This window comes from Flavobacterium sp. GW821-FHT12A05 (assembly GCF_058807735.1).
On record NZ_JBXAQY010000001.1, the window covers coordinates 825552 to 852408 of the forward strand.

The 26857-nt window shown below is 34.4% G+C and carries 18 protein-coding genes; 2 read left to right on the top strand and 16 right to left on the bottom strand.

The features are described from left to right. Positions 1 to 139 precede the first annotated feature (139 nt). The gene (locus AC1RRQ_RS03345) at positions 140 to 1822 is read right to left on the bottom strand and encodes an OstA-like protein (RefSeq protein ID WP_493021416.1); all 1683 of its coding nucleotides are present in this window, start codon (positions 1820 to 1822) and stop codon (positions 140 to 142) included. Between the two features lie 486 nt (positions 1823 to 2308). On the opposite strand from AC1RRQ_RS03345, the gene AC1RRQ_RS03350 reads away from it, so the two are divergent. After that, a complete protein-coding gene (locus tag AC1RRQ_RS03350) occupies positions 2309 to 4180 on the top strand; it encodes an alpha-amylase family glycosyl hydrolase (protein ID WP_493021418.1) in 1872 nt (623 codons plus the stop codon). A 72-nt stretch (positions 4181 to 4252) separates the two neighbouring features. On the opposite strand, the gene AC1RRQ_RS03355 is transcribed toward AC1RRQ_RS03350, so the two are convergent. From AC1RRQ_RS03355 to rsfS, 14 genes are all read right to left on the bottom strand, one after another. Continuing rightward, complete coding sequence (locus tag AC1RRQ_RS03355; protein ID WP_493021420.1) at positions 4253 to 5836, bottom strand: alpha-glucosidase; 1584 nt, start codon at positions 5834 to 5836, stop codon at positions 4253 to 4255. A gap of 268 nt (positions 5837 to 6104) precedes the next feature. After that, the gene (locus AC1RRQ_RS03360; RefSeq protein ID WP_493021422.1) at positions 6105 to 7820 is read right to left on the bottom strand and encodes a hypothetical protein; all 1716 of its coding nucleotides are present in this window, start codon (positions 7818 to 7820) and stop codon (positions 6105 to 6107) included. A gap of 17 nt (positions 7821 to 7837) precedes the next feature. Continuing rightward, positions 7838 to 9124, bottom strand: coding sequence for an MFS transporter (locus AC1RRQ_RS03365; protein ID WP_493021424.1), 1287 nt, complete (start codon positions 9122 to 9124; stop codon positions 7838 to 7840). Next, entirely contained in the window at positions 9124 to 10182 is a 1059-nt protein-coding gene (locus tag AC1RRQ_RS03370) for a glycoside hydrolase family 130 protein (RefSeq protein ID WP_493021426.1), read from the bottom strand. The genes AC1RRQ_RS03365 and AC1RRQ_RS03370 overlap by 1 nt, the downstream gene beginning before the upstream one ends. 180 nt (positions 10183 to 10362) lie before the next feature. Further along, positions 10363 to 11913 carry a RagB/SusD family nutrient uptake outer membrane protein gene (locus AC1RRQ_RS03375; RefSeq protein ID WP_493021428.1) on the bottom strand — a complete coding sequence of 517 codons (1551 nt, stop codon included), beginning with the start codon at positions 11911 to 11913 and terminating at the stop codon, positions 10363 to 10365. A 10-nt stretch (positions 11914 to 11923) separates the two neighbouring features. After that, a complete protein-coding gene (locus AC1RRQ_RS03380; protein ID WP_493021430.1) occupies positions 11924 to 15004 on the bottom strand; it encodes a SusC/RagA family TonB-linked outer membrane protein in 3081 nt (1026 codons plus the stop codon). 209 nt (positions 15005 to 15213) lie between these two features. Beyond that, positions 15214 to 19428: a hybrid sensor histidine kinase/response regulator transcription factor gene (locus tag AC1RRQ_RS03385; protein ID WP_493021432.1), complete on the bottom strand. Its 4215-nt coding sequence runs from the start codon at positions 19426 to 19428 to the stop codon at positions 15214 to 15216. Between the two features lie 218 nt (positions 19429 to 19646). After that, entirely contained in the window at positions 19647 to 20429 is a 783-nt protein-coding gene (locus tag AC1RRQ_RS03390; protein ID WP_493021434.1) for a superoxide dismutase, read from the bottom strand. Between the two features lie 10 nt (positions 20430 to 20439). Next, entirely contained in the window at positions 20440 to 20709 is a 270-nt protein-coding gene (locus tag AC1RRQ_RS03395) for an acyl-CoA-binding protein (RefSeq protein WP_493021436.1), read from the bottom strand. Further along, entirely contained in the window at positions 20710 to 21363 is a 654-nt protein-coding gene (locus AC1RRQ_RS03400; protein ID WP_493021438.1) for a phosphatidylserine decarboxylase family protein, read from the bottom strand. Then, on the bottom strand, positions 21353 to 22243 hold the full coding sequence (locus AC1RRQ_RS03405; RefSeq protein WP_493021440.1) for a phosphatidate cytidylyltransferase: 891 nt from the start codon (positions 22241 to 22243) through the stop codon (positions 21353 to 21355). Before AC1RRQ_RS03405 ends, AC1RRQ_RS03400 begins: the two co-directional genes overlap by 11 nt. 1 nt (position 22244) lies before the next feature. Then, a complete protein-coding gene (locus AC1RRQ_RS03410) occupies positions 22245 to 22850 on the bottom strand; it encodes a lactate utilization protein B/C (RefSeq protein ID WP_493021442.1) in 606 nt (201 codons plus the stop codon). 116 nt (positions 22851 to 22966) lie between these two features. Next, positions 22967 to 24892, bottom strand: coding sequence for an ATP-dependent zinc metalloprotease FtsH (gene ftsH, locus AC1RRQ_RS03415; protein ID WP_493021444.1), 1926 nt, complete (start codon positions 24890 to 24892; stop codon positions 22967 to 22969). Between the two features lie 16 nt (positions 24893 to 24908). After that, positions 24909 to 25280: a ribosome silencing factor gene (gene rsfS / locus AC1RRQ_RS03420; protein ID WP_012024667.1), complete on the bottom strand. Its 372-nt coding sequence runs from the start codon at positions 25278 to 25280 to the stop codon at positions 24909 to 24911. 92 nt (positions 25281 to 25372) lie between these two features. Between rsfS and AC1RRQ_RS03425 the strand changes: the two genes are divergently transcribed. Continuing rightward, positions 25373 to 26101 (top strand): biotin--[acetyl-CoA-carboxylase] ligase, encoded by a 729-nt coding sequence (locus AC1RRQ_RS03425; protein ID WP_493021447.1) that lies wholly within the window; start codon positions 25373 to 25375, stop codon positions 26099 to 26101. Positions 26102 to 26286: 185 nt separating this feature from the next. Here the strand turns inward: AC1RRQ_RS03425 and AC1RRQ_RS03430 are convergent, their stop codons facing one another. Next, positions 26287 to 26679, bottom strand: coding sequence for an SRPBCC family protein (locus AC1RRQ_RS03430; RefSeq protein WP_493021449.1), 393 nt, complete (start codon positions 26677 to 26679; stop codon positions 26287 to 26289). Positions 26680 to 26857 lie beyond the last annotated feature (178 nt).

Genomic DNA, 26857 nt, shown 5'->3' on the forward strand with positions numbered 1-26857 from the left:
TACCGCAAAGATCGCAAAGATTTACGCAAAGTTTGTAAGCTTAAAATTAAGTTTGTATTTAATGCTAAGATCGCAAAGTCTTGTAAACTATAACTGAGACTGCGACTGAACACTGAACCCTGCGACTGAACACTAAAAACTACTTGCTCTTAGCTTTCGTTTCTTTCTTAGCAGTGGGCTTAACAGCCGGTTTCTTTTTGTCGTAATTCAAAGTTTCTTCCCTTACTTTCAGCGGTACATTTTTGTCTTTCGCTTCCTGGTCTTTACCTTCTTGTATTAATTTTTCATTTAGTTCATTATCTTCTTTAGAAAAAATATCGTCTTTAGATCGTATTCTTTCATCGCCGCGCCAGACAAATCCTCGCAGTTTACGGGCATTTTCGGGTAAATCGGCTTCGGGATAAATATCTCCGTCGACTTTATTGAAGAATGTAATCGTTTCAATTAGATTATTTTCAAGAATCAAATTGATTTTACTGCTCACATTTTTATTAATCCCGATGAGTTGATTGTCGTCATTTCGCATAAAATAGACGACTTCGGTATTTTTAATAACGTCTACATCATGGAGTTTTCCTTCTTTAAACTTTCCAAATAAATTGAGTCCCTTGACCTGATTATAACCCGTTCCGAGGGTATCCTTGGAAATTATAAAGGTATTGTTGAGGACTTTTAACGAATCTAGTTTTTTGGTGTTATTGTCGCCAATTAAATGCATTATGTCTCCGGTAATCTGACTTTCGCCATTCCAAATAATCGGATTTCCAATTAATTTGGTCAATGCCGTTTTAGAGTTTGAATGTATCGAATCGCATTTACCGCTCATGTCTGTTTTATAGAAACGAACGTTATTAAAAGCTCTTAAAATTCGTTCGCCTTCTTTTCCGGTAACCATTAATTTTTTTCCGTGAATGTAAACCGAATCGTTCTCGACTAAATTAATAGCCACGGCTCTTTTGGTGACAAACATCGAATCTTTCAATTTGAAAATTTCGGCGTAATGTCCTTTTACAATACCTTTATTTATAGAATCGGTGATTTTTACATTTCGCGTTGCCGACGCAAACTCGGTATTCCGATTATAAAATAAACTATCGCCTTCAATTCGCCTGTCGTCGTATTTTATATACGATTTCCTTAAAAAATGCGCGAGATTTTTCTTGGTGTCATAAAATCCCCGTTCTGTATAAATATAATTCGCTTTACTGGTAATAGTCGAAGGTCCAAGTAAATAGGTGTGTCCTGAGTTACTGTAATAATCCAGGTGATTGGATTTTATTACATATTTTGGATTTGTAATCGTAACTTCGGTAAGGAATTGAAACTTTTTTTCGGTTGCAAAATACCTTCCAGATTTACTAACTAAAGTATTGTCTTTGTTTACAATTGTACCTTTTGTGTTATAATAAGCCTGCTGAATATTACGATCAAAATGAATAGTGTCTGTTTGCAAAGTAGCGTCAGGAGAAGTCATAACAGCATCTCCAGTCGCAAAAGCCTGTTTTAAATTACCACTGTATTCGGCATATTTACTATTTAAAAATAAAGTATCACCTTGCACTAACTGTACATTTCCAAAGGCTTTAAGATAATTTTCTCCTTCAAAAATATAAGCCTTGTTGCAGGTAAGTACGATTCCGTCGTGATCTACTTTTACATTTCCGCTCAAAAGTACTGCTCCTGGAACTAAAGGTTCGTTACGTTCAAAATTATCAGCATGTTCTATGTGAATTTGTTTTGGAGCGGGTTTTGATGCTTGCGCAAAAGTGAATTGAACACTAAAAATAAGCAGGCAGAATATAAAAAAGAGTGATTTCTTCAAGTGATTAAATTTTTGTCAAATTTATGAAAAAGGTTATAACCTTAGATTGTTATTAGCATTAAATTATAGTTTTTAGGTACAAAGGTTTTTTTATTAGGTTCAAAGTTGCATAGGTTCAAAGGAACAAAGGTTTATTAGCTTTTTCTGTTAATGAATTTTATTCGTAATGTATATCGTAGAGACGCACTGCAGTGCGTCTAACATAGGGTTGGAGCTTCAAAGTCAAAAAATCAAAGTGATAATACTTTTAAGGTTTTCAAATTTTAAGTTTTGTAAAAAAACTTTGCCGCTCTGAACCTTTGCCACTTTGAACCTTTGTAATTTATCAACAAAAACAAGAACTCTCACGTTGTAGTTCACCATTTGTAATTTATAAAAAAACAAATCAGACTTAGTTTCTTCTGAGTTTTAAAAAATAAACTAAATTTAAGAATTGGTTTTGAGATTAAAGTTTCATTTCCATCTTGTTAAGTTAGATTAAAAAATATGATAAAAAGTAAATTTGTTGCTGCGGGATTGGCCGTATCAATGTTGTTTTCGGGCTGTAAAACAAAAGATTTAAAAATGAGTGAAGTAAAGCAGGAAAATTCAAAAGAACAAAAAGTTGTAGTCTATCAGGTTTTTACCCGTTTGTTTGGAAATAAAAACACAACCAATAAACCTTGGGGAACAATTGAAGAAAATGGTGTAGGGAAGTTTAATGATTTTACAGATAAAGCGCTTCATGAAATTAAAGATTTGGGTGTAACCTATATTTGGTATACGGGCGTATCTCATCATGCTTTGGTTCGTGATTATACCGCTTACGGAATTTCAAATGATGATCCCGAAGTGGTAAAAGGACGTGCAGGTTCTCCCTATGCAGTTAAGGATTATTACAATGTAAATCCGGATTTGGCTGTAAATCCTGCTAACAGACTTCAGGAATTTGAAGATTTAATTGCACGCACACATAATGCAGGTTTGAAACTCATTATTGATATTGTTCCTAATCATATTGCAAGGAAATATGAAGGAAAAAATAATCCCGAAGGTGTAAAAGATTTTGGTGTCGATGATAATGTAAATGTTGAATATGACAGAAATAATAACTTCTATTATATTCCGAAGGTTCATTTTGAAATTCCCGATGGAGATATTCCGTTAAATGGAGAAAAAAATCCAATGATTGATGGTTTTTTTGATGAAAATCCTGCAAAATGGACCGGAAATGGTTCCCGAAAAGTAAAACCGGATCAAAACGATTGGTACGAAACGGTAAAAGTAAATTATGGAGTCCGACCTGATGGAACCAAAGATTTTCCTGAGCTTCCTGTTGGTTTTGACCAAAAATCGTATGCAGAACATTTTGCTTTTTGGCAGGATAAAGACGTTCCGGATTCCTGGAAAAAGTTTAAATCTATTGCTTTGTACTGGACAGCAAAAGGTGTTGACGGATTTCGTTACGATATGGCCGAAATGGTTCCGTACGAATTTTGGAGTTATATGAACTCGTCCATCAAAATGAAAAATCCGAATGCATTTTTACTGGCAGAAGTATATAACCCAAATGAATACCGCAATTATATTCGTTTAGGAAAGATGGATTATTTGTATGATAAAGTAGAAACCTACGATAAACTGAAAGATATTATTAGAGGAAAATCGTCGCCGGATGGATTATCAGACATTCAAAAAGGAATGGCCGATATTGAACATCACATGCTTCATTTCTTGGATAATCATGATGAACAGCGTTTGGCTTCGCCTGAATTTGCAGGATCACCGGAAAGAGGAAAACCTTTAATGGTCGTTTCGACAACTTTAAGCACTTCGCCAACAATGGTTTATTTTGGGCAGGAAGTAGGAGAGGCCGGAAACGAAAATGCTGGTTTTGGAACGCGCTCCAGAACTTCGATTTTTGATTATATAGGTGTTCCAAATCATCAACGCTGGATGAACGACGGAAAGTTCGACGGCGGAAGATTATCTGATTCAGAGAAACAATTACGTGATTTTTATAAACGATTGCTGAATTTTTCGATAAAGAGCCCAGCTTTAATGGGAAGTTATCAGGAAATTCAATCTGCTAACCGTCAAAATAATCAAGGTTATGATGAATTGATTTATTCTTATGTTCGCTGGTCAGAAAATCAAAAACTAATTATTGCTGCCAATTTCTCATCGGAAAAAACAAGTGTGTTTAATTTGAAAATTCCATCTGATGTTATTTTAAAATGGGATTTAAAAGATGGTGAATATGTGCTTACAGATCAATTGTATTCGAATAAGAAGAATGTTTTGGTTGTAAAGAATGGAGAAGGAACTGTTATAGTTGAAATAGCGCCTTCGGAATCTTTTATTTATGAAGTGAACTAGTTTTAAATAAAATACTTTAAGTTCTAATTAAACCCGACAGGTTTTAAAACCTGTCGGGTTTGTTATATGAGACTAATTCTTATAAACAATAAAGCTGTTTGATTTCAGCAATTTGTTCCCCATTAAAATTTTAGCACTATTTGGGATTGTTATTTCTTTTTTTATACCAAAGTTGATTATAACCGTAATTTTTTCGCCTTCAAAAGATCTTGTAAATGAGATTTGATCTTTTTCAAATTCCAGATTTTCATAGGTTCCGTATTGCAAAACTTTTTCTTTGTTTCTTAATGCGATCAATTTTTTATAACGATTAAGAATAGATTTTTTTTGGGATTCAAGAACCTCAACATTTCTTTTTTTATAATCGGGATTGATTTTAATCCAGGTTTTTTCTTTAGAAAATCCGGCAAAAGCATCTGAATTCCATTGCATCGGACTGCGTGATTTATCGCGATTATGTTCGTTTCCTTCAAGAAGTGCTTCTGTGTCATTTTTGCCTTTTTCAATGGCCAAATTATAATGCGTTCTTCCTTGTATATCGACCATTTCGTCAATGTTTAGGGCGATAATATTATGTATTCCAATTTCTTCGCCATAATAAATAAACGGAACTCCTTTTGCGGTTAATATCAAAGCAGTTAATGCAACAGCTCGGTCTGTATTTCCATCGGCTAAACGGTCGATCATTCTGGGCATATCATGGCTTCCGAAAAATAGAGTAGGGTAATTGCTCATGTTTTTTTCCATGCTTTGCAATTCATCAAAAATTTGCTGAGCCGAAAATTCTTTTATACTTCCGAAGTTGAAATTAAAAACAACATCTAATAAATCCTGCGATTGGTATTGTTTTAGGACTTCGATTTTATCGCTTCCAATTTCTCCTACAATAAAGCGATTTTCATATTCGCTTACCGTAGATTTTATAATACGCATGGCATTTTTTACACCTTCCTGATCAATATCATTTATGTGATCTTGTTTTCCGTTTTTCATCGGATTATCTTCTGTGATTCCGTTTGTAGTCAGAAAGTTAATTACATCTAATCGGAAACCATCTACACCGGCATCCAGCCAAAAGCGCAATACATTCTGAATTTCTGATACTACTTTTGGATTCGACCAATTCAAATCGGCCATTCTTTTATCAAATTTATGATAGTAATATTGATTGGTTAAAGTATCTTTTTCCCAAGCTGTTCCGCCAAAAAACGATTCCCAATTGTTGGGTTTATCTTTCCAGATGTAATAATCACGATACGGATTGTCTTTTGATTTTCTAGATTCCTGAAACCATTTAGAATCAGTAGAAGTATGATTAAAAACCATATCGATAATCACTTTTATCTCTCTTTTATGCGCTTCGTTTAAAAAAGTGTCAAAGTCGGCTTTGGTGCCGTAAGTTGGATCTACTTCGTAATAATTGGCAACATCATAACCGTTATCTACTTTTGGTGAAGTAAGAAAAGGAGTGAGCCAAATACCTTTTATACCAAGTTCTTTTAGATAATCTAACTTTTGAGTCATTCCTTTAAAATCACCGTATCCGTCGCCATTGCTGTCAGCATAACTAGGCATGTAAATTTGATAAAATACAGCTTCTTTCCACCATTTTTGGTCTGCTGTTTTTTGTGCATTAATTGTGTTTATATTAAGCATTAGCAGAAGGGAAAAAGAAAAGTAGAATAAATTATGTTTCATAATACTTATTGTCTTGTTAAGTTAGCAGCGACGATACGTAAAGCTGTATTTAATAGCACACAGATGACACTGATTTAAACAGATTATCATTTTTAAATAAACATGTAAACAAATAGTTTGTCATTCCTGACGTAAGGAGGAATCGTACGAGTAATTCATCAATCGTTGTCGAACTTCGTGTGAGATCCTTCGTTAAAGATGACAAACTATAAGGATAATTCGTTGCTTATTTTTGCTGTGATTTATAATCAATCACAACTCCATCAACCAGCATTTTTTGACCTTCATAAGTTACTTTTCCATTAGAAGGAACGCAGACAATAACAGCTGAATTTAAAGCGCCGATATTTATTTTTGCAGATGAAGTAACATTTCTGACGATGAAACTTCCTGAAACGGTATTGTATAAATCTACTTTTTTGCCTTTTTCGGTTTTTATGGTAACCGTTTTGCTTGTGTTGTATGGATTATAATATAAATAAGATGGATAGGCTTTGTCGTTAAAAAAGTCTGTTGCTAGTAAGTCTAATTGCAATATTCCGCTAACATTAGTTGGTTGTATTATACTGCCAAAAATACCTACGTGTCCGCTTCCGTAAACGCTGAATTGCGATTCTTTAGGATTTTCTCCCAATACCCAAAGAGGGCCGTCGCCTTGAGCTACAGGACCTTTTAAATGTTCGTATTCTTTATAACTAGATTGCTTAATAATTCCTTCGTAAGCGATTACGCCTTTGGTTACATCAGCCAGTTCTGGAATAGTTTCATGTTCATCCGGCATATATTGCGGATAAAACAAACGAGATGCATTTGCTGCGTTCAACATCCATTTTCCAATTGCTGTCGCATAAGACTGGTCGTATCTTACCATTGGTACTAATGGCCAGGCAGCATCGTAAGTATTCATCAGGAAGCCGTAACCGCCATGATCAACTGTACTTCCAAATGTTCCCGAAATGTCCATACCGTTCCAGTTGCCTACTAATGCTCCCCAGCCTTCACGGCAAATAGGCGTTCCGTCAAATGTCCAGTCTAGCATTTTGTTTGTATTGTATTTTGCATCTTCTTCGGCATTTATTCTGGCTGCTAAATAAGCTCCAAATGGCATTAATACCTCATAAGTAGGATTTTTTGACTGCGATTCTAATGCTGCTAAGGCGCTTTTTGCTCCTTTTAAATATTTAGCATCGCCAAATTTTTTATACGCCATATACAATACCCAAGCATGTCCGGCGGCTGCATCTGGCTGTGCGCAAATATGATTGGTCATTGGCGTCATTTTATTGTAATCGAAATAAGAATAGTTATAGTTTCCGTTTAAGATTACATCGGCTTCGTAAAATTTATCGGCAATGCTTCGGGCTATTTCTATAAAACCGGGTTCGTTTGGATATTTATCATAAACGGCAAAAAACAAAAGGTTAGGATATACATCGTACCACCAGTCACGGCCGTAACCACCGCCTAATAAAGCGACTTCCGGACAGGTATTGTTCATCATAATATTCCAGTTGGTCTCTTTATTGAAATAGTTTTTCAGCATTCCAACATAATTAAGGTTGGGCTGGTTTTTGTCGATACCTACTAATGTTGCCCCTAAAGTCGCTCCCATTGTTGCAAGTGCTTCATGAAACATTCCGCTGTTATGATCTGGGCCTTGTCTAACATCGGCAACAGCCGTATATAATCCGACCACTTTTTGAGGAAAGTTTTTTTGTGTGTCATCTATCCAAACCATTGGCCAGTATTTGCCTTTGGCATTAAAATCGTAAACGGTTTTATCAAAGTCTAAAGCCAGTTTTTTATAATCAATAATTTTTAGTGGTTGCGGCAGATTGGGCATTTGGTCTACTCGAGGAATATTTTGCTGCTGTACTTGTGCTGTTGCATTTAAACTAAAGATAAACAGACACGAAGCTGTAATTTTTATAAATGTATTCATGGTGTTGATTTTTATTTTTAAAGTAATTTTACTGCCGCTTCTTCCAGAACTTTTGGATCTGTTACTTCTTCTGGCGAAAGCTCAATTCCTTGTTTAATAATTTTTTTGCTGATAAAAATGGAACATAGCTGCAAAAGGGCAATAATTCCGATGGCATATCTAAGGGCAAAATCCTCAGAAACCGCGTAGTATAATACTAAGAAGGTTCCTGCGCCTAAAAGTCTTCCGAGATATAAACCAGCTTCATGGTTTAAGATATAGGTAAACTCACCTCGCTTTTCGATACGTGATACAATATCAATCACTTTAAGCTGAATAGGGAAGTAGGCCAGATCCATTAAAGGTTTTGCAATAAGCAGCAATAATAAAAAGATAATTACGCCTGTTTTATCGAATAAAATTCCGTTGAGACAAGCGCCCAAAGCAAATAAAATTAATCCAACCGAAAAGGTTTTGATTCTATCTGACGGTTTAGAAAAACGACCAATAAAATAAATAATAATAGCAGCTAAAATTGCCCCAATAGATTGTGCCTGCCCAAGTGCTCCTTCTTCTCCTAAAATTTTAAAAATAAGCATTGCCGGTGCTGTTACCAGAAAGCCTTGTGCTAAGCCTTTAAAAGCAGCAAGAGATAATAGTTTATACCATAAAGGATGAAACTTAAAAAAGATGTATTTTTTTTGAGTTGGATTTTCAAATTTACCTCGATAACACACTATCGATGCTATAATGGTAATCAGAAAAACAATTCCGGTAATGATTACGTAGGCCTGATGTTTTTGATTTTCTCCCGTTTTAGATTGAATAAACCAGCCAATTGTTGCGGGTATTGCAATAGCGATTATGGTGTAGATAAAAGTTTCCAGACCATAGTAATAATTGCGGTTTTCATCGTTGGTAATAGACAAAGCAAGATAATCCCGGTTAGACCAATACAAACCAAACGAAAGCCCCATAGTAATTCCTGCTATACCAATACCAATAAGATCCAGCGATTTTAGCGACATCATAATAATCATGGAAACACCGCTGAGCATCATCCCGATTGAATATAGTTTGCGAATATTAAAGTGTTTGAGCAGAAAACCATTTAATAAAAACGTAAGCGGAATCCCGGTATAAATGGCCAGCTGATAAATAACAACTTTAGAAGTATCGTTTGAATTTCGCATGATATAAGCCGCAACAAAAATATCGATTACAGGTAATACCAGTGCATAAACCAGGTTTGTAAAAATCAGAATACGAAAATTATGGGTTTGGTTTTTAAAATGGTCAATTTCTGATAGGAGTTTTTTAAACATTAGTTATTTTTTAAAAGTAAAAGAATTTCTTGAATCGAAAATTGAGCACCACAGACAAATTCATCCGAAGCTCCGTAATAAATGGTAAGTGTATCTCCGTCTGGTTCTACAACATGACCGTTGGTAAATACTACGTTTCCAAAAAATCCGCTTAATTCATATTCTGTTGTTGGAACCATGATAGGCTCTACCGTTCTTGCGATTACTTTTGACGGATCTTTTAAATCCATTAAAAAAGCACCTAAACAATATTGATGGTTTTCATTTGCACCGTGATAAATTTCCAGCCAGCCTTGATCTGTTTTTATAGGAGCAGCTCCGGCACCCACTCTTTTGCTGTCCCAAAGTCCTTTTCTGGTTTTGATAATGCAGTGATGATTTCCCCAATGAATACCATCTGGAGACGAAGCCAGCCAGATATAGTTACCGCCAATATCGACACTGCTCGGACGGTGTAAGGCATAAAATAATCCGTTTATTTTTTCTTCAAAAATGGCGCAGTCTTTATTGTGTGCGGGTAATATCATACCGTGTTTAGTAAAGTCTTTCCAATTGGTGGTAGTTCGTAAACCAACGCCAACGCCATTATCGGATACCGAAGTAAAGGTTAAATAATACGTTCCTTCAATTAAAGCAACACGACAATCTTCGATGCCAAATGTTTCCAGCATGCCTTCGCCAACAAGTGATGGGTAATTTTCGGGTTCATAAAAATGATGTCCGTCTTCACTGCATAACAGACGCAAATGTGATAGTGTTGTTAAATAATCAACTCCTTTGTAATTAATTACTCTTGCATCTGTTGCGATAAGTTCAGGATCGTTTTTTGGAATTTCAATGATTTTGATTGCACCAGTTTCGGTTAATATCGGAAAAGAAATAACATCGTCTTTTTGTCTAGGTCTTTCTGCTACACGAACTACTAACCAGGTTTTATTCTCATATTGAAACACACCCGGATTTAGTAAACAGGTAATTTCTAATCCTTCGCGGCTTGCAGGAATATCTGTAGGGGATAAGAGCGGATTATCTGTAAAACGTTTTGCTATATCTTTCATGATTTTTAGTTTTTTATAAGTTTTAATTGCCTCCAGCTTTAGCTGGAGGTTGAAGAATTGATAATAAATTCGGCTTTAGCCAAAATAATTAAGCGTTTTTGGCTAAAACCTAATTCTCATTTCCTTTTTAGATCTCCAGCTAAAACTGGAGGCAATTAATAAATTGGAAATAGATTTGTATTAATATCCAGGGTTTTGAGTTAAAAGCCCTGCTGAAGCATCTATTTCTGACTGCGGAATTGGATACAGCATATGTTTGTCCTGAAAGTTTTTTCCATGAGCGTTCATTACTTGTTTTGCAATTCCCCATCTTTTCAAATCACCCATTCTGTGGCTTTCGAAACCAAGTTCGGCTCTTCTTTCAGAGATTAACCAGCCTTTTACAACCGTTTTATCTCCAGAAATTGGTCTGTCCGGCAATGTTCCGGCAGGTGGCGGCGGTCCAACAGAAGTAACAAGAATTGTTTTGCTCGGATCATCTGGAAAATCCGGATCTTGACTTCTAACCGTAACAGTTGTTACTGTATTTCTGGCTCTTGCTCTAACTTGATTTATAATGCTTACTGCTTCTGAATAATTATCAGTTTCATTAAGTGCTTCTGCTTTCCAAAGTAAAACATCGGCATAACGAATTAATACTTTATTGTTTGGCGCATCATCATCGCCTTTATTTCCTCCGTTTGTGGTTCCTAAAAGTTTATTAACCCATTGTTCCGGAACATTTACGGTGTATGCTTTTCTTGGATCATTTGGTTCAAACGACGCTAAAAAATCAGTGCTTGGAGCAAAAAATCCCCATCCAAGCGGTGCACAAATTCCATTTCCTCGTCTTGGATCAGCTTGTTTAACGTGGTTATAAGAAAAAATAACTTCGTTATCAGCATATTCCGTATTCATATTAAAGTTATCAAAATAATTGGCATCTAAATTATAAAAACCAGTTGCCTGCAATTCTGATACTGAACTTATTACGCCTGCCCAATCCTTGTTGTATAAAGCAGTTTTAGCCAGTAAAGCAATAACGGCTCCTTTTGAAATTCTCCAAGGTTCTTTATCAGATGAATATTTGGAGTTTGGCAGCAGTGTTTTAGCTGTAGTTAAATCGGTTTTAATTTGGCTCCATACGGCTTCTTTAGGTGCTCTTACCGCTCTGTCGAAAGCTTCCTGATATGTTTTTATTGGAGACAGAATTAAAGGAACATCGCCAAAATTAGTTACCAGAGAAAAATAATAATAGGACCGCAAAAAATAAGCTTCGCCTAATAATTGATTTTTTCTTTCGGGAGTTATTCCTGTAATAGATTCGATATCCGGATTTAATAGAAAACTCAAAGCAATGTTTGTTCTTTTAATCCCTTCATAATTGTATTTCCATAATCCGTTTGGACCACCGTTGGTAGAAGTAAAAGTAAAATTGTTGATTTCATCCATCCATGGCTGATCGCCATCAGGAGACCATTTTTTTTCCATATCGTCAGATGCGACATCTTCTATTATAATATCATTTTGGAACACTAAACCCCCATTCCAGTCCCACTCCGCCAATTGATTTAACTTATTGGATAACATATCGTAAGAGGAAGTTACCGAAGTTTCTACAGATTTTAATGTTGGTTTAGAATTGGCCTGTTCAAGAGTTTGCCCGCCTATGGGATCTGTAGTTAGTTCATCCTCACAACTTGTAAATGTAAATAGCGAAATCAAGATCGCAGTTATATATATGTTTTTCATGGTTAGCGTATTAGATTTTAAATTTTAAACCCATTAATATTGAAGTAGACTGCGGATAAGTTCCCTGATCTATTAAAGAAGTTGATTCTGGATCTAAACCGGTATATTTTGTAAAAGTCAATAAGTTTTGCCCCGATATATATAATCTTAAATATCTGTCGCCAATTATTTTAGGATCTAACGTATAGCCAATTTCAAGATTTTTTAATCTCAAATAAGATGCATCTTCAACAAATACACTTGAAACCTGACTTCCGCCATTGTCATTCATAGTATTTCTTGGAATTGTGTTACTGGTGCCTTCTCCGTTCCAGGCGTTTAATACTGCAGTTGTGGAGTTAAAAGGACGGCTGTCATAATCTAAAATTTGTTTTAAATCATTGTATCGGTCTACACCTGCAACTCCTTGAAAAAGAAATGACATATCAAATCTTTTATATGCTGCATTAAATGAAAAACCATATGTTATTTTTGGAATCGGACTTCCTATAAAGGTTCTGTCATCGGCATTAATCTGTCCGTCTCCGTTTAAATCTTTAAATTTAATATCACCCGGTTTTACTCCGTTTGTATTGGAGTAAAGTGTTGAATTTATTTCTGCCTGATTTTGATAAATACCATCAAATTTTAGTCCGTAGTAAGAACTTATCGGCTGTCCAACTACTGTTTTAGTATGTGTTTTATCATCGGTAATCTCGGTAACATATTGCTGTAGCTTTTCGACATTGTTTTTTAGAGTCGCAATATTTCCGCTGATTCCGTATTTAAATTCGTGATCATCGTTTTGAAAATTAGCTCCAAATTCAAAGCCTTTATTGCTTACAATTCCGGCATTAACATACGTTTTATTGATTTGGCCCACTGTTGCCGATGGTAATCCTACGGCTAATAAAATATCATCGGTAGTTTTGTCAAAATAATCAACAGAGAAGGTGAGTTTATTTTCGAAAACACCTAAATCAAGACCAAAGTTAGTTTGTGTCGTAGTTTCCCATTTTAAATCGGGATTACCATAACGAACCACTTTAATGATACCGCCAGTTTCGGTAACAAGCGTTTCGTAGGCATTATTTGGAATCTCCTGATTACCGGATTGTCCCCAGCTGGCTCTCCATTTTAAGTTAGAAATCCATTTTGCGCTTTCCATGAATTTTTCTTTAGACATTACCCAGCCTCCGGAAATCGAAGGGAAATATCCCCATTTGTTATTTGGACCAAAACGAGACGAACCATCGGCTCTTACAGTTCCAGAAACAAAATATTTATTGTCATATCCATAATTGGCAGAAGCGAAGAAGGAAATAAGATTCCACATTTGAGCAGATCCCGAACTGTTTTTATCCGTATCACTTCCGTAATCAAGATAACGGAAAGGATCAGAGGTATTATTGTAATTTGTTCTGCTGCCGCCCACAGCAGATTGATTGAAATTAACGGTTTCTTCTCCTAATAATGCATTTATACTATGCTTCTCTGCAAGAGTTTTAGTGTAGTTTAAGGTATTTGTAAAAGTAAAAGTTGTGGCTTCTCCGCGGTTCTCGTTTAAGTTCGAAGGTCTGTTCTGTCTGCCTTGACCCGGGTATAATTCGTTTGGATCATTGTCGTTATCATCGCCAAAATTTTCTCCAAAAGCTTTATTGTGGTCAAAAGTGATTTCTGCTCCAAAATTGCTTCTAAATTTCAGTGATTTATCAGCTAAAAAAGAATATTCACCATATACGTTGCCAAATGTTTTAAACAGCGATCTTACATCATCTGTATAATTAACAATTGCAATAGGGTTTGATGTTAGCTCATAATTACGGCTCCAGCCTCCATTAGGATTGTTGCTTACATAGAAAGGAAGGTCAGTATAAGGATTTTTTGCTTTGTATGTTGGATCATTTACATCTTTATACACTCCAAGTACAGAAGGGCGTAATAATGCATGTCTAATTACTCCTGGTGCGTCTCCGCTTGAAGACAATTTATCTTGTTTACTGCTTGTAATTTGAAAGTTTGTTCCAACTTTAAAACGATCCGTTACTTCGGTATTAATATTAGCTCTAAAATTAATACGCTGGTATGTATCTTTATCGCCCACAACAATACCATTTTGTCCAAAATAACCTCCAGAAATTAAGTATTGTGTTTTTTCTGAACCTCCGCTAAACGAAAGCTGTACATTGTCTGTTTTTCCTGCTCCAAATAATTGTTTTAACCAGTTCGTATCTGATAACGGTATTCCGTTCACTTTTCCATTCGCTCTGTCAATGCTGTAAGGACTTACAGCATTTGCCGGATTATTGTTAGAGTTATGCCAAGCCTGATCCATTACAGTTAAATACTGATTTGCATTTAGCATTTTAGGTAAGTTTGTGGCAAAGTTGGTTCCAGAATAATATTCGACTTCAATATTTGATCTTCCTTTTACACCGCTTTTGGTGGTTAGAATTACAACACCTCCAGCAGATCTAGAACCATAAATAGCAGTTGCAGCGGCATCTTTTAAAACCGTCATAGATTTTACGTCAGACATGTTCAGGAAAGAAATATCGCGCGTGGCAACACCGTCTACAACATACAATACTTCATTGTTTCCCAGCGTTCCTTCACCTCTAATGCGTATTTTAAGTCCGTCTCCAGGTGCACCTGTATTTGCTGAGACCGAAACACCGGCAACTTGCCCTTGAAGCGCCTGACCAACATCGGCTACTTTTGTTTTAGATAATTCAGCCATATCTACTGTAGCAACGGCACCTGTTATTGCTGATTTTTTTTCGCTTGTATATCCTACAATAACCACCTCGTTTAAGGTATTGGTATCTGTTGTAAGAGTTACATTTAGTTCTGTTTTGCCAGTCACAGATACTTCCTGAGTCAAGTATCCTATATAACTGAAAATTAATACAGCATTTGGGCTTGAGGTTTTAATGGTGTAATTACCATCAAAATCAGTTGTCGCATAGTTTGAAGTTCCTTTTTCGTTTACGTTTACCTGCGGCATCAGTCCGTCGGCATCCGAAACTGTACCTTTAAAAGTTTGAGCCTGCATCATGCTGCCCAGCATAATGGTTCCGAATAGGAATAGTTTGAATATAAATTTTTTCATAATCATAAGGTAGTGTTAATTGAATTACTAGTTAGATTGTTTTTTTGTGGTTTTTTTAAGGGTTAATTCTGTTTTGTGGTTTTACGATAACGTTTGAATTAATTATCAGTTATAAAATTAGTTTGAGGGCATAAAAAATCGTGTACACTATTTCTTCAAAAGTGTACACTGCAGTTTTTGTTTTTGGAAATCAGTGTTTTATTGGGTTTTTAGCTCTTTGATTTATATTTGAGCTGATAATTTTTGGGCGTTAAATCGTATAATTTTTTGAATTCACGATAAAAATAAGAGCGATTATTGAAGCCGGATTGGTAGCATACCTCCGAAACTGTCAATTTATTTTTCCTTAACAATTCGGCTGCATATTTTAATCGAATCGTCCGAATTAAATCACCCGGGGTAAAACCAAAAAGCTGCTTGGTTTTTCGATATAATTGCGAATTGCTGATACCCAGTTCTTTTTCGATAAATAAACTTTGAAGATTTTCATTGTCAATATTATTTCGAATGAGTTCAATGACTTTTTTTATAAAATCTTTTTCTTCGTTATTTATATTAAGATTAGGCAGATTTTCGGTCAGCGTATCTTGTTTAAAATGCCTCGAGATCAATTCTTTTTCTTCGAGTAACTTTTGTATTCTTATAAGTAAATGATCTGGATAAAAGGGTTTTGGAATATAAGAGTTCGCACCGCTTTCTATTCCTTCAATTCTATGTATAACCGAATCTTTTGCCGTTAGCATAATAAAAGGAATATTGCAGGTTTTAAGATTGGTTTTTACTTTTTTGCAAAGTTCAACACCATCCATATAAGGCATCATGACATCGCTGATAATAATGTCCGGCAATATATCTTCAATTATATTTAAAGCTTCAAGACCGTTAAAAGCGATAAGAAGCTTGTATTTTTCGCCCAGTAATTCGTTTAGGAGCACATGAATATCTTTTTCGTCCTCCACAATTAGAATTACTTTTCGATTATCAGCCAGTTCTTCCAGCGATAAAACCTTATTTGGAGTATCTTCCAGTTTAATGGGGTTTTCTTCCAGGATATTTTTTAAATGATGCGATATTAAAATAGGACTTACTGCGGTATCTAGTTCTTTTTCGCTAAAAGCTTCTTTATTACAAGGCAGCAAAATTGTAAAAGTTGTTTCTTTATTTAACGTGCTCGTAACTTGTATTTCACCTTTTAATACACTTACTAATTTTTTTACATAAGCAAGACCAATACCCGTTCTAAACATGTTGTTATCCGTTTCTTTGGTATTTGTATCGGCTAAGAAAAATTGAGTAAACACCGAGTCTAATTCTTCTTTTGGAATTCCTTTTCCGGTGTTTGTAATCGTAATGTTTAGTTTTTTAGAATCCTTGTCTTGAATATAAAATTTAAGTTCTATTTTTCCATTTACAGGAGTATATTTAAATGCATTCGACATTAGATTAAAAGCTATTTTTTCAATCTTATCCTTGTCAAACCAACCAGACAGTGCAGGAGGGATGTCGAGTTTGTATTCGATATTTTTATCCAAAGCCCATTCGTCAAACAATTCGGCAATTTGTTCGATCAGATTGACCAAATCAAATTTTTTCACGGTTACTTCTAAATAATCGTATTCGGCTTTTCTAAATTCAAGTAATTGCTGTGTTAAGAATAATAAACGAGAAGAATTTCGCTGAATCATTTGCACGAATTTCTGATTTCTTTCGTTGAGGTTTGCCGCTTCAGAAAGTTTCTGAATTGGCCCGACAATCAGCGTTAGCGGGGTTTGAAATTCGTGAGCAATATCAGTAAAAAAGGTAAGCCTGTTTTCGTGAAGTTCTTTTTCTCTTTGTCTAAAAAGAATGTTTTGAGTCAATGATTGACGTTTTTTATAATAACTAAGCACAAATAAAACAAAAGCCAAAAACAACATAGTATAAATGATCAGGGCAAGATTCGACTGCCAAAAAATCGGCTTGACACAAATATCAACTGCATGAACCGGCTTGCTCCAAACACCATCGCTGTTGGACCATTTTATCCATAAAGAATAATTCCCTTTAGGCACATTTGTAAAAGAGATAATTCTTCGGTTATTAATCGTATTCCAGCCTTTGTCAAAATTCATTAACTGATACGAATATTGACATTTTTCGGTATTGATATAGGTTAAAGCGGTTAATTTAATATCAAAAAAGTTCTGATTATGTTTTAATACAATCGATGGATAAGTATCAGAATCCGGCGTTATTACCAATCCTTGATAATAAGGAATTGATTGATTTTGACCGCTTATTTTATCTATAAAAAGATCCGGAATAATAGTAGATTCTTTTATTTTTTGAGGCAGAAAATAATTGAAACCTTTGATGCCTCCCATAAAAATAAATTCTGATGCCGAATCCTGATAAAAGGCGCCATCTGCAAATTCATTGTTCTGTAAACCTTCATTTTGGGTATAATTGGTAAATTTTAATTGAGCAGGATTAAAATTCGATAAACCAAAATTGGTGCTTAGCCAAAGATTATTTTTTTTATCAACAGCAATTCCGTGAATGGTATTATTAGGAAGACCATCTTTTACCGTAAAGCTTTTGAAAACGGCTTTAGAATTGTCTTTTATAGGATTTAATAAAGTAAGACCAAAACTGGTTCCTATCCAAAGTCTGTTTTGGGTATCGGTTTGCAGGCACAGGATATCGTTATTAGATAAACTTGCCGTGTCGCTGGGATTGTTTTTATAAACCGTAAAATGTTCTGATTTTTTATCGAATAAATTTAATCCTCCTAATCGGGTTCCAATCCAGAGCTGATTTTTATCTTTGGGAATTATAGAAAAAACAATATTGCTGCTTAAAGTATTTTTTCGATTATTAACAGCAAGATATCTTTTAAAATCAGTGATTTTTAAACTCTCGCCAGATCGTTCGATTTTGCATCGAATCATTCCGTAGCCGTTAGTTCCAAGCCAAATAAAGCCATCTTCATCCTGATAAATGGAATAAATAGATTTGAAGTAATCAGAATTTAGACTACCTGTAATAGCTGTCCAATTAATTAATTTAGATTTTTTAAGATCAAAAACAGAAATTCCTTCACCATCAGTACCAATAAAAATTAAGTCATTTTGTCCTTTACATAACGAAAATACGGCATTATTAATGTTGCTGTTATTTTCATTATAATTTTGATATTCAATTTGTTTTTCTGGGTTAAGATAAAAGTTTGAAGAAAAACGGAATAAGCCTTTTCCTTTTGTGCCCACTAAAAATGAATTTTTATCAACTTGCAGAAAGGTTCTAACAATTGCGCCATCTAATTCCGGAACTTCAGATTTAGAAATAAGATTAAAAGATTTCTTAAGCGGATACATTTTAATAATTCCATCACCGTCTGTTCCAGTCCACAGGATGTTTTCATTTCCTTTAATTATGGTAGTAGTTTTTTGTTTGTTGAGGTGTTTTAACCAATTGTGATTGATTATATTACCATCAGCATCAATAATGTAATGTCCGGTTTTACTTGAAACAACAAGTCCTTCGGGAATGTTTCCAATGCAGTTTTCAATATCTTTTTTAGGAAGTAATGTATTCTCGCGGGTCGTAAAAGAATATAAATTACTAGTTCCAGTAAGCGATACGGTGCATATTTTTTCTTTGGAAACAATGCCAAATGTTCGAATACGATCAGAAATTAATACTGTTTTAGAAATAACAGGTTTTTCGTTTGGTTTGTTTTTAAAGGATAAAGAATAGAGTTTATTGTCCTCAAATAATACTAGTAATTCACCGCTTAAAGTGAATTCCATTTTTTTTACTGCTTTTTTTAGAAACTTTTGATTGTTTAATAAATGAAAAGCATTGCCTTCAAAATAACCAATTCCCCAATCTTTTACGGCACAAAACACCTTTTTAGAAGTATCAAGCGCCATATTAAACTCAGATTCTGATAAAGGCGGAATATTTTCTCTGGAAAAATAATAATGCTGAAAAATACCGGTTTTTTTATCATAACGGTTAATGCCGTGTATGGTTAATATCCAGATTTTTCCGGTATTATCTTCATCTATTTTTAAAATGACCTGATTGCTCAGGCTGTTTTTATTGTTTAATTCTGGTCTAAAAATTTCGAAACTGTTTCCATCATATCGGTTTAAGCCATCCCAGGTTCCTATCCAAAGCAAGTTTTCGGAATCTTGAAATATGGTATTGATAGAACTGTTAGATAAACCTTTGGTATTGTCTAATTGTTCTAATGAGTATTCTGTATTAAGTGTTTTTGCAAGATCAAAAACAGACGCGGAGTTTTGGCTGTTAATTTTTAATTGAGAAGTTTCAAATAACTGATTAGCAGTTTTATTATTTGGGAAGACATTCTCTTTATTTTGACATGAAAAGGATAGTATACAAGTAAAATAAAGAAGGATGGTTTTGATTTTCAATTTTTTATTATTTATATATCCAGTAGAATATTTTTTACATTTTTGCTTTGTATAAATACTCTGGTTTAAGTTATTATATTGGCTCTAAAGTAAATAGATGAGTTACGCAAATGCATGACTTTTGTCATATTTGTTTTATTTTTATCGTCTTAAACAAGTATGCGATACAATTTAAGCAAAAAAAAGCTGATACTTAATTTGTATCAGCTTTTTTTGTTTTATACTTTCTTCACCTTTTTGAGGGCTTCGATATAATATTCGTTTACTTTTTCCCAGTTTATATGGTCGTAAAAAGCATCGATATAACTTCCTTTTCTGTTTTGGTAATCCAGATAATAAGCATGTTCCCATAAATCAATACCCATAATAGGTGTTCCCGGAGTTAATGCGTTTTTCATTAACGGATTATCTTGATTTTCTGTCGTTGTAATTTGAAGTTTTCCGTATCGGTCAACGACTAACCACACCCAGCCAGAACCAAATTGTTTATCAGCCTGACCTTTAAATTGATTGGTAAGATTATTAAAAGATCCAAACTCTTTGTTGATAGAACCCGCAAGTGTATCTTTTGGAGTTTGTTCTTTTGGAGTCAAAATATTAAAATACAAGGTGTGATTGTAATAACCACCCGCATTCTGACGAAGTTTTAGATTCGTTAAAGGCATTTTTTTTAAAATGTCTTCAAGAGGCATATTCTCAAATTCAGTCGAAACAATTTCTTTATTAAAAGCGTTAGTGTACGACAAATAATGTTTAGAGTAATGCGTTTCTAAAGTAAGCGATCGTAAAGCCGGACTTAAAGCATCGTAAGCAAAAGGCAGTTTTGTAAGTTCAAACGAACCCGGGTCTGCTTTTACATCATTTGGCGATCCAATTACAATTTTTTCTTCTTTAGTTGGCAATGGTACCTCCACAACCTCGGTCAGCTTATTGTTATCATTACAAGAAAATAATAGTAAAAATGAAGCTAAAATGCTGAATCGAACAATGTTTTTCTTCATAATCTTAAAGTTATTTTGCTGTTAGTGAATTAATAATTTCAATGTAACATTCTTTGGCTTCGTCAATTGATATATGGCTTATCTGCATCCAGGCATTTGTTTTAAAAGCATCTCTTAAATCAAAATTCTCAGATTGGTTGTAAACTGCTGTACCAAATGTTGCCTGTTTGTAATAGGCGTAAAGTCTTAGCTGCACATCTTGCGGCAGTGAGGCTTGGGTCATTTTTAATGCAATTTCTACAGCCTCAGAAAAGCGAGTATCTAAATCTTTTTCGGCCATTTAAGCTTTTGTAGCAATAATAGTTTTTCCACCAATTGCTTTTTGATTTAAGGCAACATTAATAGGCGTACCTAAAGGTAAAAATAAATCTACTCTCGATCCAAATTTAATAAAACCGGCATCAGTACCTTGAATAACCTGCATTCCTTCCTGAGCATAATTTACAATTCTACGTGCCAAAGCACCAGCAATTTGTCTGTAAAGTATTGCGCCAAAAGTGTCGTTTTCGATTACAACCGTAGTTCTTTCGTTTTCTTCACTTGCTTTTGGATGCCATGCTACTAAGAATTTTCCAGGGTGGTATTTACTGAATTTGATAATTCCGTCCATTGCGTAACGAGTAACGTGCACGTTGATAGGCGACATAAAGATAGAAACCTGTAAGCGTTTGTCTTTAAAATATTCACCTTCGTAAACTTCTTCAATTACTACTACTTTTCCATCAACCGGAGCAAGAATGTGATCGCTGTTTCTAACGGCAATTCTTTTTGGGTTTCTAAAAAATTGTAAAATAATAATCAAGACCAATAGCGCTGCTATCTGAACAAGCATTCTCAGCCAATTGATATCAATAAATCTATCAGCAATTACAAGTACGGCAACAGTAAAAACTGTTCCTAATAAAATAGATGGGGCTCCTTCTTTATGAAACATAATATAAAATTTGATAAAATAAAAATATAATTGGTGCTACAAATATAACACTATCTAATCGATCTAGTATACCTCCGTGGCCCGGCATAATCGAACCGCTGTCTTTTACTCCGGCAATTCGTTTAAATTTTGACTCAATCAAATCACCAATCGTTCCAAAAACACTCACAATTAAGGCGATAATTGTCCAAATTAAGATCGATCTGCCACTAAAAGCCGGATTAGGCTGTATGTATAGTTTTGAAATTAAAAAGCCCGCAAAAGCTGCAAAAATCATACCTCCAAGGAAACCTTCTATTGTTTTTTTAGGAGAAACACGTTCGAATAACTTATGTTTTCCCATTGATTTACCAACCAGATAAGCAAAAGTGTCATTTGTCCAGATTAATACAAACAAGCCAATGATGATTTTTGGATTGTAATCATTTGTACCAAAGGAGATTTTTACGATAAAAAGGAAAGGAAGTGTAATATATCCTAACAGATATAAATATTTTGATGAAATGCTTATTTTTTGAACAGAGTCATAAAATAAGAATAGTATACATTTAATAGAAACGACTATTGTTATGGCAAGCAGCACAAGGTCTAACTGCTGAATATTGGTTTCTAAAGTAATATTTGTTTTGAATGTATTATTTAAATACGCAGTGGTTTCTTTGTTGTAATGGCTTACCAGTACGACAGAAGAGTAGAGTATAGTCCCAAAAAGAATCGAAAAGACTTTATTTAGATTTACTAAATTCGAAAATTCGTAGATTGTAATGATTAGGAAAATACCAAAAAGAATGATGAAGCTTTCGGTAGAAAACAGTATTGAACTTAATAAAAGAGCAATATAAACAGCACCAGAAATGGTTCTCTTAAGCGTTTCATTCATCTTAAAGATCTTCTAAGAGCAGTAAATAAAGGTTCTTGGCAACACTTCCGTATTGTGTGAAATCTTCTTCTTTTGCTTTTTCGAAATATTTTATTGTAGTGATATTAGTTGGGATATCTCTATCGTATTTGCGTTTTATGGCACTCAAACCATCGCTTTTCATTGGAAGTATTTGGCTTGTAGTAGCAATAATTACAATATTTGCCGGTAAATCGTTTGGTTTGTTTTGTCTGATTTGTTTAGACGAAAATAAAATAGAACCTTCATCAGCAATTAAATTTTCGCAGGTTGCTAATAAAAATTTTGGTTTAGAAGGAGCGATGTAGAATAATTTGTTTTCTTCTAACAAACTAAAAAGAGCTGGTTCGTAACATAAAACTTCATTTTCGAACCAATCATTTTCTTCTAAAATATTTTCGAATTGTTCTGCAACTTCCTGACTGTTTTCACAGTACAAAAATTTACCGCCATTTTTCTTGAAATTAAAGATGAATTGTTCATCTAAAGATAAATGACTGTTTGGAGCAGGAGTTCCTGCGTATTCACTTTCGTGTTCTTCGTCAGAAGCAGATTCGCTGGAACCAAATATTTTTTTGAAAAAATTCATTTTTTATATGAAATACTTTACATGTTAATTGAAAACGTTCAAAGATAAAAAAATCTTAATTCAAAAGGGTATTTTGAATTAAGATTTTAAAAAATATTGCATATTTACTGATATATTTACGAAACCACCTCTTCTAAATTTTTGTCAAAAGTACGTTTTCCGAAAATTGCTTCTAAGTCATCTTTAAAAATAACTTCTTTTTCAATCAATATATCAGCAAGCTGATTTAACTTGTCTTTGTTTTCTTCAAGAATCTGAATAGCTCTTTGGTATTGACCTTCAATTAATTCTGAAATTTCTTTGTCGATAATTTTTGCAGTCTCGTCAGAATATGGTTTTGAGAAATTGTATTCGCTTTGTCCTGTTGAATCGTAATATGTAACATTTCCAATTTTTTCATTCAAACCGTAAATAGTTACCATAGCACGAGCTTGGCGTGTTACTTTCTCTAAATCGCTTAATGCACCAGTCGAAATTCTGTCAAAAGTTACTTTTTCAGCAGCTCTACCGCCCATAGTTGCACACATTTCGTCTAACATTTGATCTGTTCTTACGATTTGTCTTTCTTCTGGTAAATACCATGCAGCACCTAAACTTTGTCCGCGGGGTACGATAGTTACTTTAATAAGCGGCGCAGCATGTTCTAACATCCAGCTTACAGTAGCGTGACCAGCTTCGTGAATTGCGATTGCTCTTTTCTCGTCTGGAGTAATAATTTTATTTTTCTTTTCAAGACCACCAATGATTCTGTCAACAGCATCAAGGAAATCTTGCCTGTCTACTGCAGGTTTGTTATTACGGGCAGCAATTAAAGCCGCTTCGTTACAAACGTTGGCAATATCAGCACCAGAGAAACCTGGAGTTTGTTTTGCTAAGAAATCTAAATCAAGACCTTCTACTTTTTTGATAGGAGCTAAGTGAACTTTGAAGATTTCTGCTCTTTCACGGATGTCTGGTAAGTCAACAAAAATTTGTCTGTCAAAACGTCCTGCACGCATTAAAGCTTTATCAAGAACGTCAGCTCTGTTTGTTGCAGCTAAAACAATTACATTTGAGTTTGTACCAAAACCGTCCATTTCTGTTAGTAATTGATTCAAAGTATTTTCTCTTTCGTCGTTTCCGCCAGACATATTGCTTTTTCCACGGGCTCTACCTACAGCATCAATCTCGTCGATAAAGATAATTGCCGGAGATTTTTCTTTTGCCTGTTTAAACAAATCACGTACACGAGATGCACCAACTCCTACAAACATTTCTACGAAATCAGAACCTGATAAAGAGAAAAACGGAACCTGTGCTTCACCCGCAACTGCTTTTGCTAATAATGTTTTACCAGTTCCCGGAGGTCCTACAAGTAAAGCTCCTTTTGGGATTTTACCTCCAAGATTAGTGTATTTTTCAGGGTTTTTAAGGAATTCTACAATTTCTTGTATTTCTTCTTTAGCACCTTCTAAACCTGCTACATCTTTAAATGTAGTTTTGATATCTGTTTTTTCATCAAAAAGTTTAGCTTTAGATTTTCCAATGTTAAAAATTTGTCCGCCTCCGCCAGCGCCTCCGCCAGACATTTTACGCATAATGAAGATCCATACACCAATAATGATGATGATAGGAAGTAAGCTGATTAAAATATCGCTCCAGTTATTTTTTTGAAGAAAGTTGAAATCTTTCAGTTTTCCTTCGCCAACTGCTTTTTCCAGTTTAGTTTGAAAGATCTGGTCGTTACCAATTTCTAAAGTATAGTGAGGTCCTTTGTTTGGTCTTTCAAAAATATCTTTAGAAACTTTTTTGTTTGCCGCATCTTTAAGCGCTGCCTGAGTTAAGTAAACCTCAGCTTCGGCTTTATTATAAACGATCACTTTTTCAATTTGACCTTTTTCTAATAAAGTGTTGAATTTAGAAGAGGTCAATTGAGCAGGTTCGCTTAAATTAGATCCACCGGTTGCAAAACTTATAAATAAAAAAACTAAAAGTATTGCGGTATATATTAACCAGGGACTTATTTTAAATTTACTCGGATTTGGATTATTATCTTTAGCCATTTAGAAAAATTTTTCTTTAGTATTTGTTTTCGATTGTAGTTATTTTGGCGTCACCCCAAAGGCTCTCGATATTATAGTATTCACGTATGTGTTTCTGGAAAACATGTACCACGATATGCACATAATCCATAAGAACCCATTCTGCATTATCGGTTCCTTCTACGTGCCAAGGTTTATCTTTTAAGTCTTTAGATACTGTTTTTTGAATTGAGTTTACAATGGCGTTAACTTGGGTATTTGAGCTACCGTTGCAAATGACAAAATAGTCACAAACTGCTGTGTCTATATCTCTTAAGTCAAGAATGTCAATATCATTTCCTTTTACTTCCTCAATCCCTTTGATTATGTTCGCCAATAGAACATCATTATTAATAGTCTTTTTCGCCATGAATTATTTTATATGAATTTGTAAAGTTACCAAATTTTGTGATTATTTTTGAACCTTAACAAAATATTAAATTAAGTTATTTCAATTATTTAATGAAACTAATCAAACTCGATGCCATAGATTCTACAAATGATTTCCTAAAATCATTGTCAAGCCAGGATGAACTAGAGAATTTTACGGTGGTAACGGCTGAAAATCAGACAAAAGGCAAAGGACAAATGGGGGCGAAGTGGAACTCTGAAGCGGGTAAAAACTTAATTATGAGTGTTTTGGTTAAAGATTTTCTGTTTGATAACGAACAGGTTTTTAACCTTAGTGTCGTGGTTTCTTTATCAGTTTTAGATGTTTTAAAATCGTTAAATATTCCTGATTTATGTATAAAATGGCCAAATGACATCATGTCATACAATAAGAAAATTGGTGGCATACTTATAGAAAATACCCTAAAAAGTGATGGCAGGATCGTGTCAGTTGTCGGGATTGGAGTAAACGTAAATCAAACAAATTATGAAGAACTGCCGCGTGGTTCTTCTCTGGCCGTCATTTCCGGAAAAACTTTCGATAAAAACGAACTGACAATCCTAATCGCCGAAAAAATAAAAGAGAAAACTGAATTATGGCAAAATACAGCTTCTGTTTTTTGGGAAGATTATTTCAGTTCCCTTTTCAGAAAAGGCGTTCCAATGCCGTTTAAAAATCTCGAAAACCAAAATTTCATGGGAATTATTCAAGGCGTTTCCTCAGTTGGAAAACTGCAGGTTTTATTAGAAAACGATTCTGTTTCAGAATTTGAGATAAAAGAGATACAGATGCTTTATTGAGTTGCTAAGGTTCTGAGGTTCTGAGGTGCAGAGCGACAAAGGTGCAAAGGTTCTGAGGAGCTGAGATTCTAAGGTTTTCTGTAGTTAGACGCACTGCAGTGCGTCTAACGTATTCAAAAAAAAAGCCCGATCGTAAGATCAGGCTTTTCATTTATAATTCACAATTAATAATTAACCATTAATTATTAAAGCTTATGCATATTGTTTGCTAAAGTTTCAATAAACTTGCTGATAGGACCTTTAACCATCATCGCCATCATAGCGTTGAATTCACCTTCGAAGAATAATTGAACAGCACTTTCTGAATCAGAAATACTATCGATATTTGAAACCAAAGTAAACGGAAGTTTATCGCTTGCAGCACCCAAAACAATTTTGTTTGGAGCCACCTTTTCTTTCATTTTTAATTTGATTTCCGGCATACCTTTCAATCCAAAAATAAAAGCATCTTCGCCTGTTACTTCAAATTTAGCAATATTATCCGGCATTAATTTTTCAAAATTCTTAACATCAGTCAGTTGATCAAATAAATCCTGTGCTGATTTCTGAACAGTAACTTTTGGACTTTCTAAGTTCATATAGTGTTTTTTGTTTTGTTTTTTTTACTTAACTGCAAAGGAAATAAAATCCAATTTTCTAAATCCCAAATTCCAAAAAAAGAGCGAAGCGATTTTTTTAGAAAATCTAAAATCTAAAATCTAAAATCTAAAATCTAAAATCTAAAATCTAAAATCTAAAATCTAAAATCTAAAATCT

Bases quoted from the DNA above. Each gene is read 5' to 3' on its own strand.
- AC1RRQ_RS03350 (WP_493021418.1), top strand. From the start codon at position 2,309: ATGATAAAAAGTAAATTTGTTGCTGCGGGATTGGCCGTATCAATGTTG.
- AC1RRQ_RS03355 (WP_493021420.1), bottom strand. From the start codon at position 5,836: ATGCTTAATATAAACACAATTAATGCACAAAAAACAGCAGACCAAAAA.
- AC1RRQ_RS03360 (WP_493021422.1), bottom strand. From the start codon at position 7,820: ATGAATACATTTATAAAAATTACAGCTTCGTGTCTGTTTATCTTTAGT.
- AC1RRQ_RS03365 (WP_493021424.1), bottom strand. From the start codon at position 9,124: ATGTTTAAAAAACTCCTATCAGAAATTGACCATTTTAAAAACCAAACC.
- AC1RRQ_RS03370 (WP_493021426.1), bottom strand. From the start codon at position 10,182: ATGAAAGATATAGCAAAACGTTTTACAGATAATCCGCTCTTATCCCCT.
- AC1RRQ_RS03375 (WP_493021428.1), bottom strand. From the start codon at position 11,913: ATGAAAAACATATATATAACTGCGATCTTGATTTCGCTATTTACATTT.
- AC1RRQ_RS03380 (WP_493021430.1), bottom strand. From the start codon at position 15,004: ATGAAAAAATTTATATTCAAACTATTCCTATTCGGAACCATTATGCTG.
- AC1RRQ_RS03390 (WP_493021434.1), bottom strand. From the start codon at position 20,429: ATGAAGAAAAACATTGTTCGATTCAGCATTTTAGCTTCATTTTTACTA.
- AC1RRQ_RS03395 (WP_493021436.1), bottom strand. From the start codon at position 20,709: ATGGCCGAAAAAGATTTAGATACTCGCTTTTCTGAGGCTGTAGAAATT.
- AC1RRQ_RS03400 (WP_493021438.1), bottom strand. From the start codon at position 21,363: ATGTTTCATAAAGAAGGAGCCCCATCTATTTTATTAGGAACAGTTTTT.
- AC1RRQ_RS03405 (WP_493021440.1), bottom strand. From the start codon at position 22,243: ATGAATGAAACGCTTAAGAGAACCATTTCTGGTGCTGTTTATATTGCT.
- AC1RRQ_RS03410 (WP_493021442.1), bottom strand. From the start codon at position 22,850: ATGAATTTTTTCAAAAAAATATTTGGTTCCAGCGAATCTGCTTCTGAC.
- ftsH (WP_493021444.1), bottom strand. From the start codon at position 24,892: ATGGCTAAAGATAATAATCCAAATCCGAGTAAATTTAAAATAAGTCCC.
- rsfS (WP_012024667.1), bottom strand. From the start codon at position 25,280: ATGGCGAAAAAGACTATTAATAATGATGTTCTATTGGCGAACATAATC.
- AC1RRQ_RS03425 (WP_493021447.1), top strand. From the start codon at position 25,373: ATGAAACTAATCAAACTCGATGCCATAGATTCTACAAATGATTTCCTA.
- AC1RRQ_RS03430 (WP_493021449.1), bottom strand. From the start codon at position 26,679: ATGAACTTAGAAAGTCCAAAAGTTACTGTTCAGAAATCAGCACAGGAT.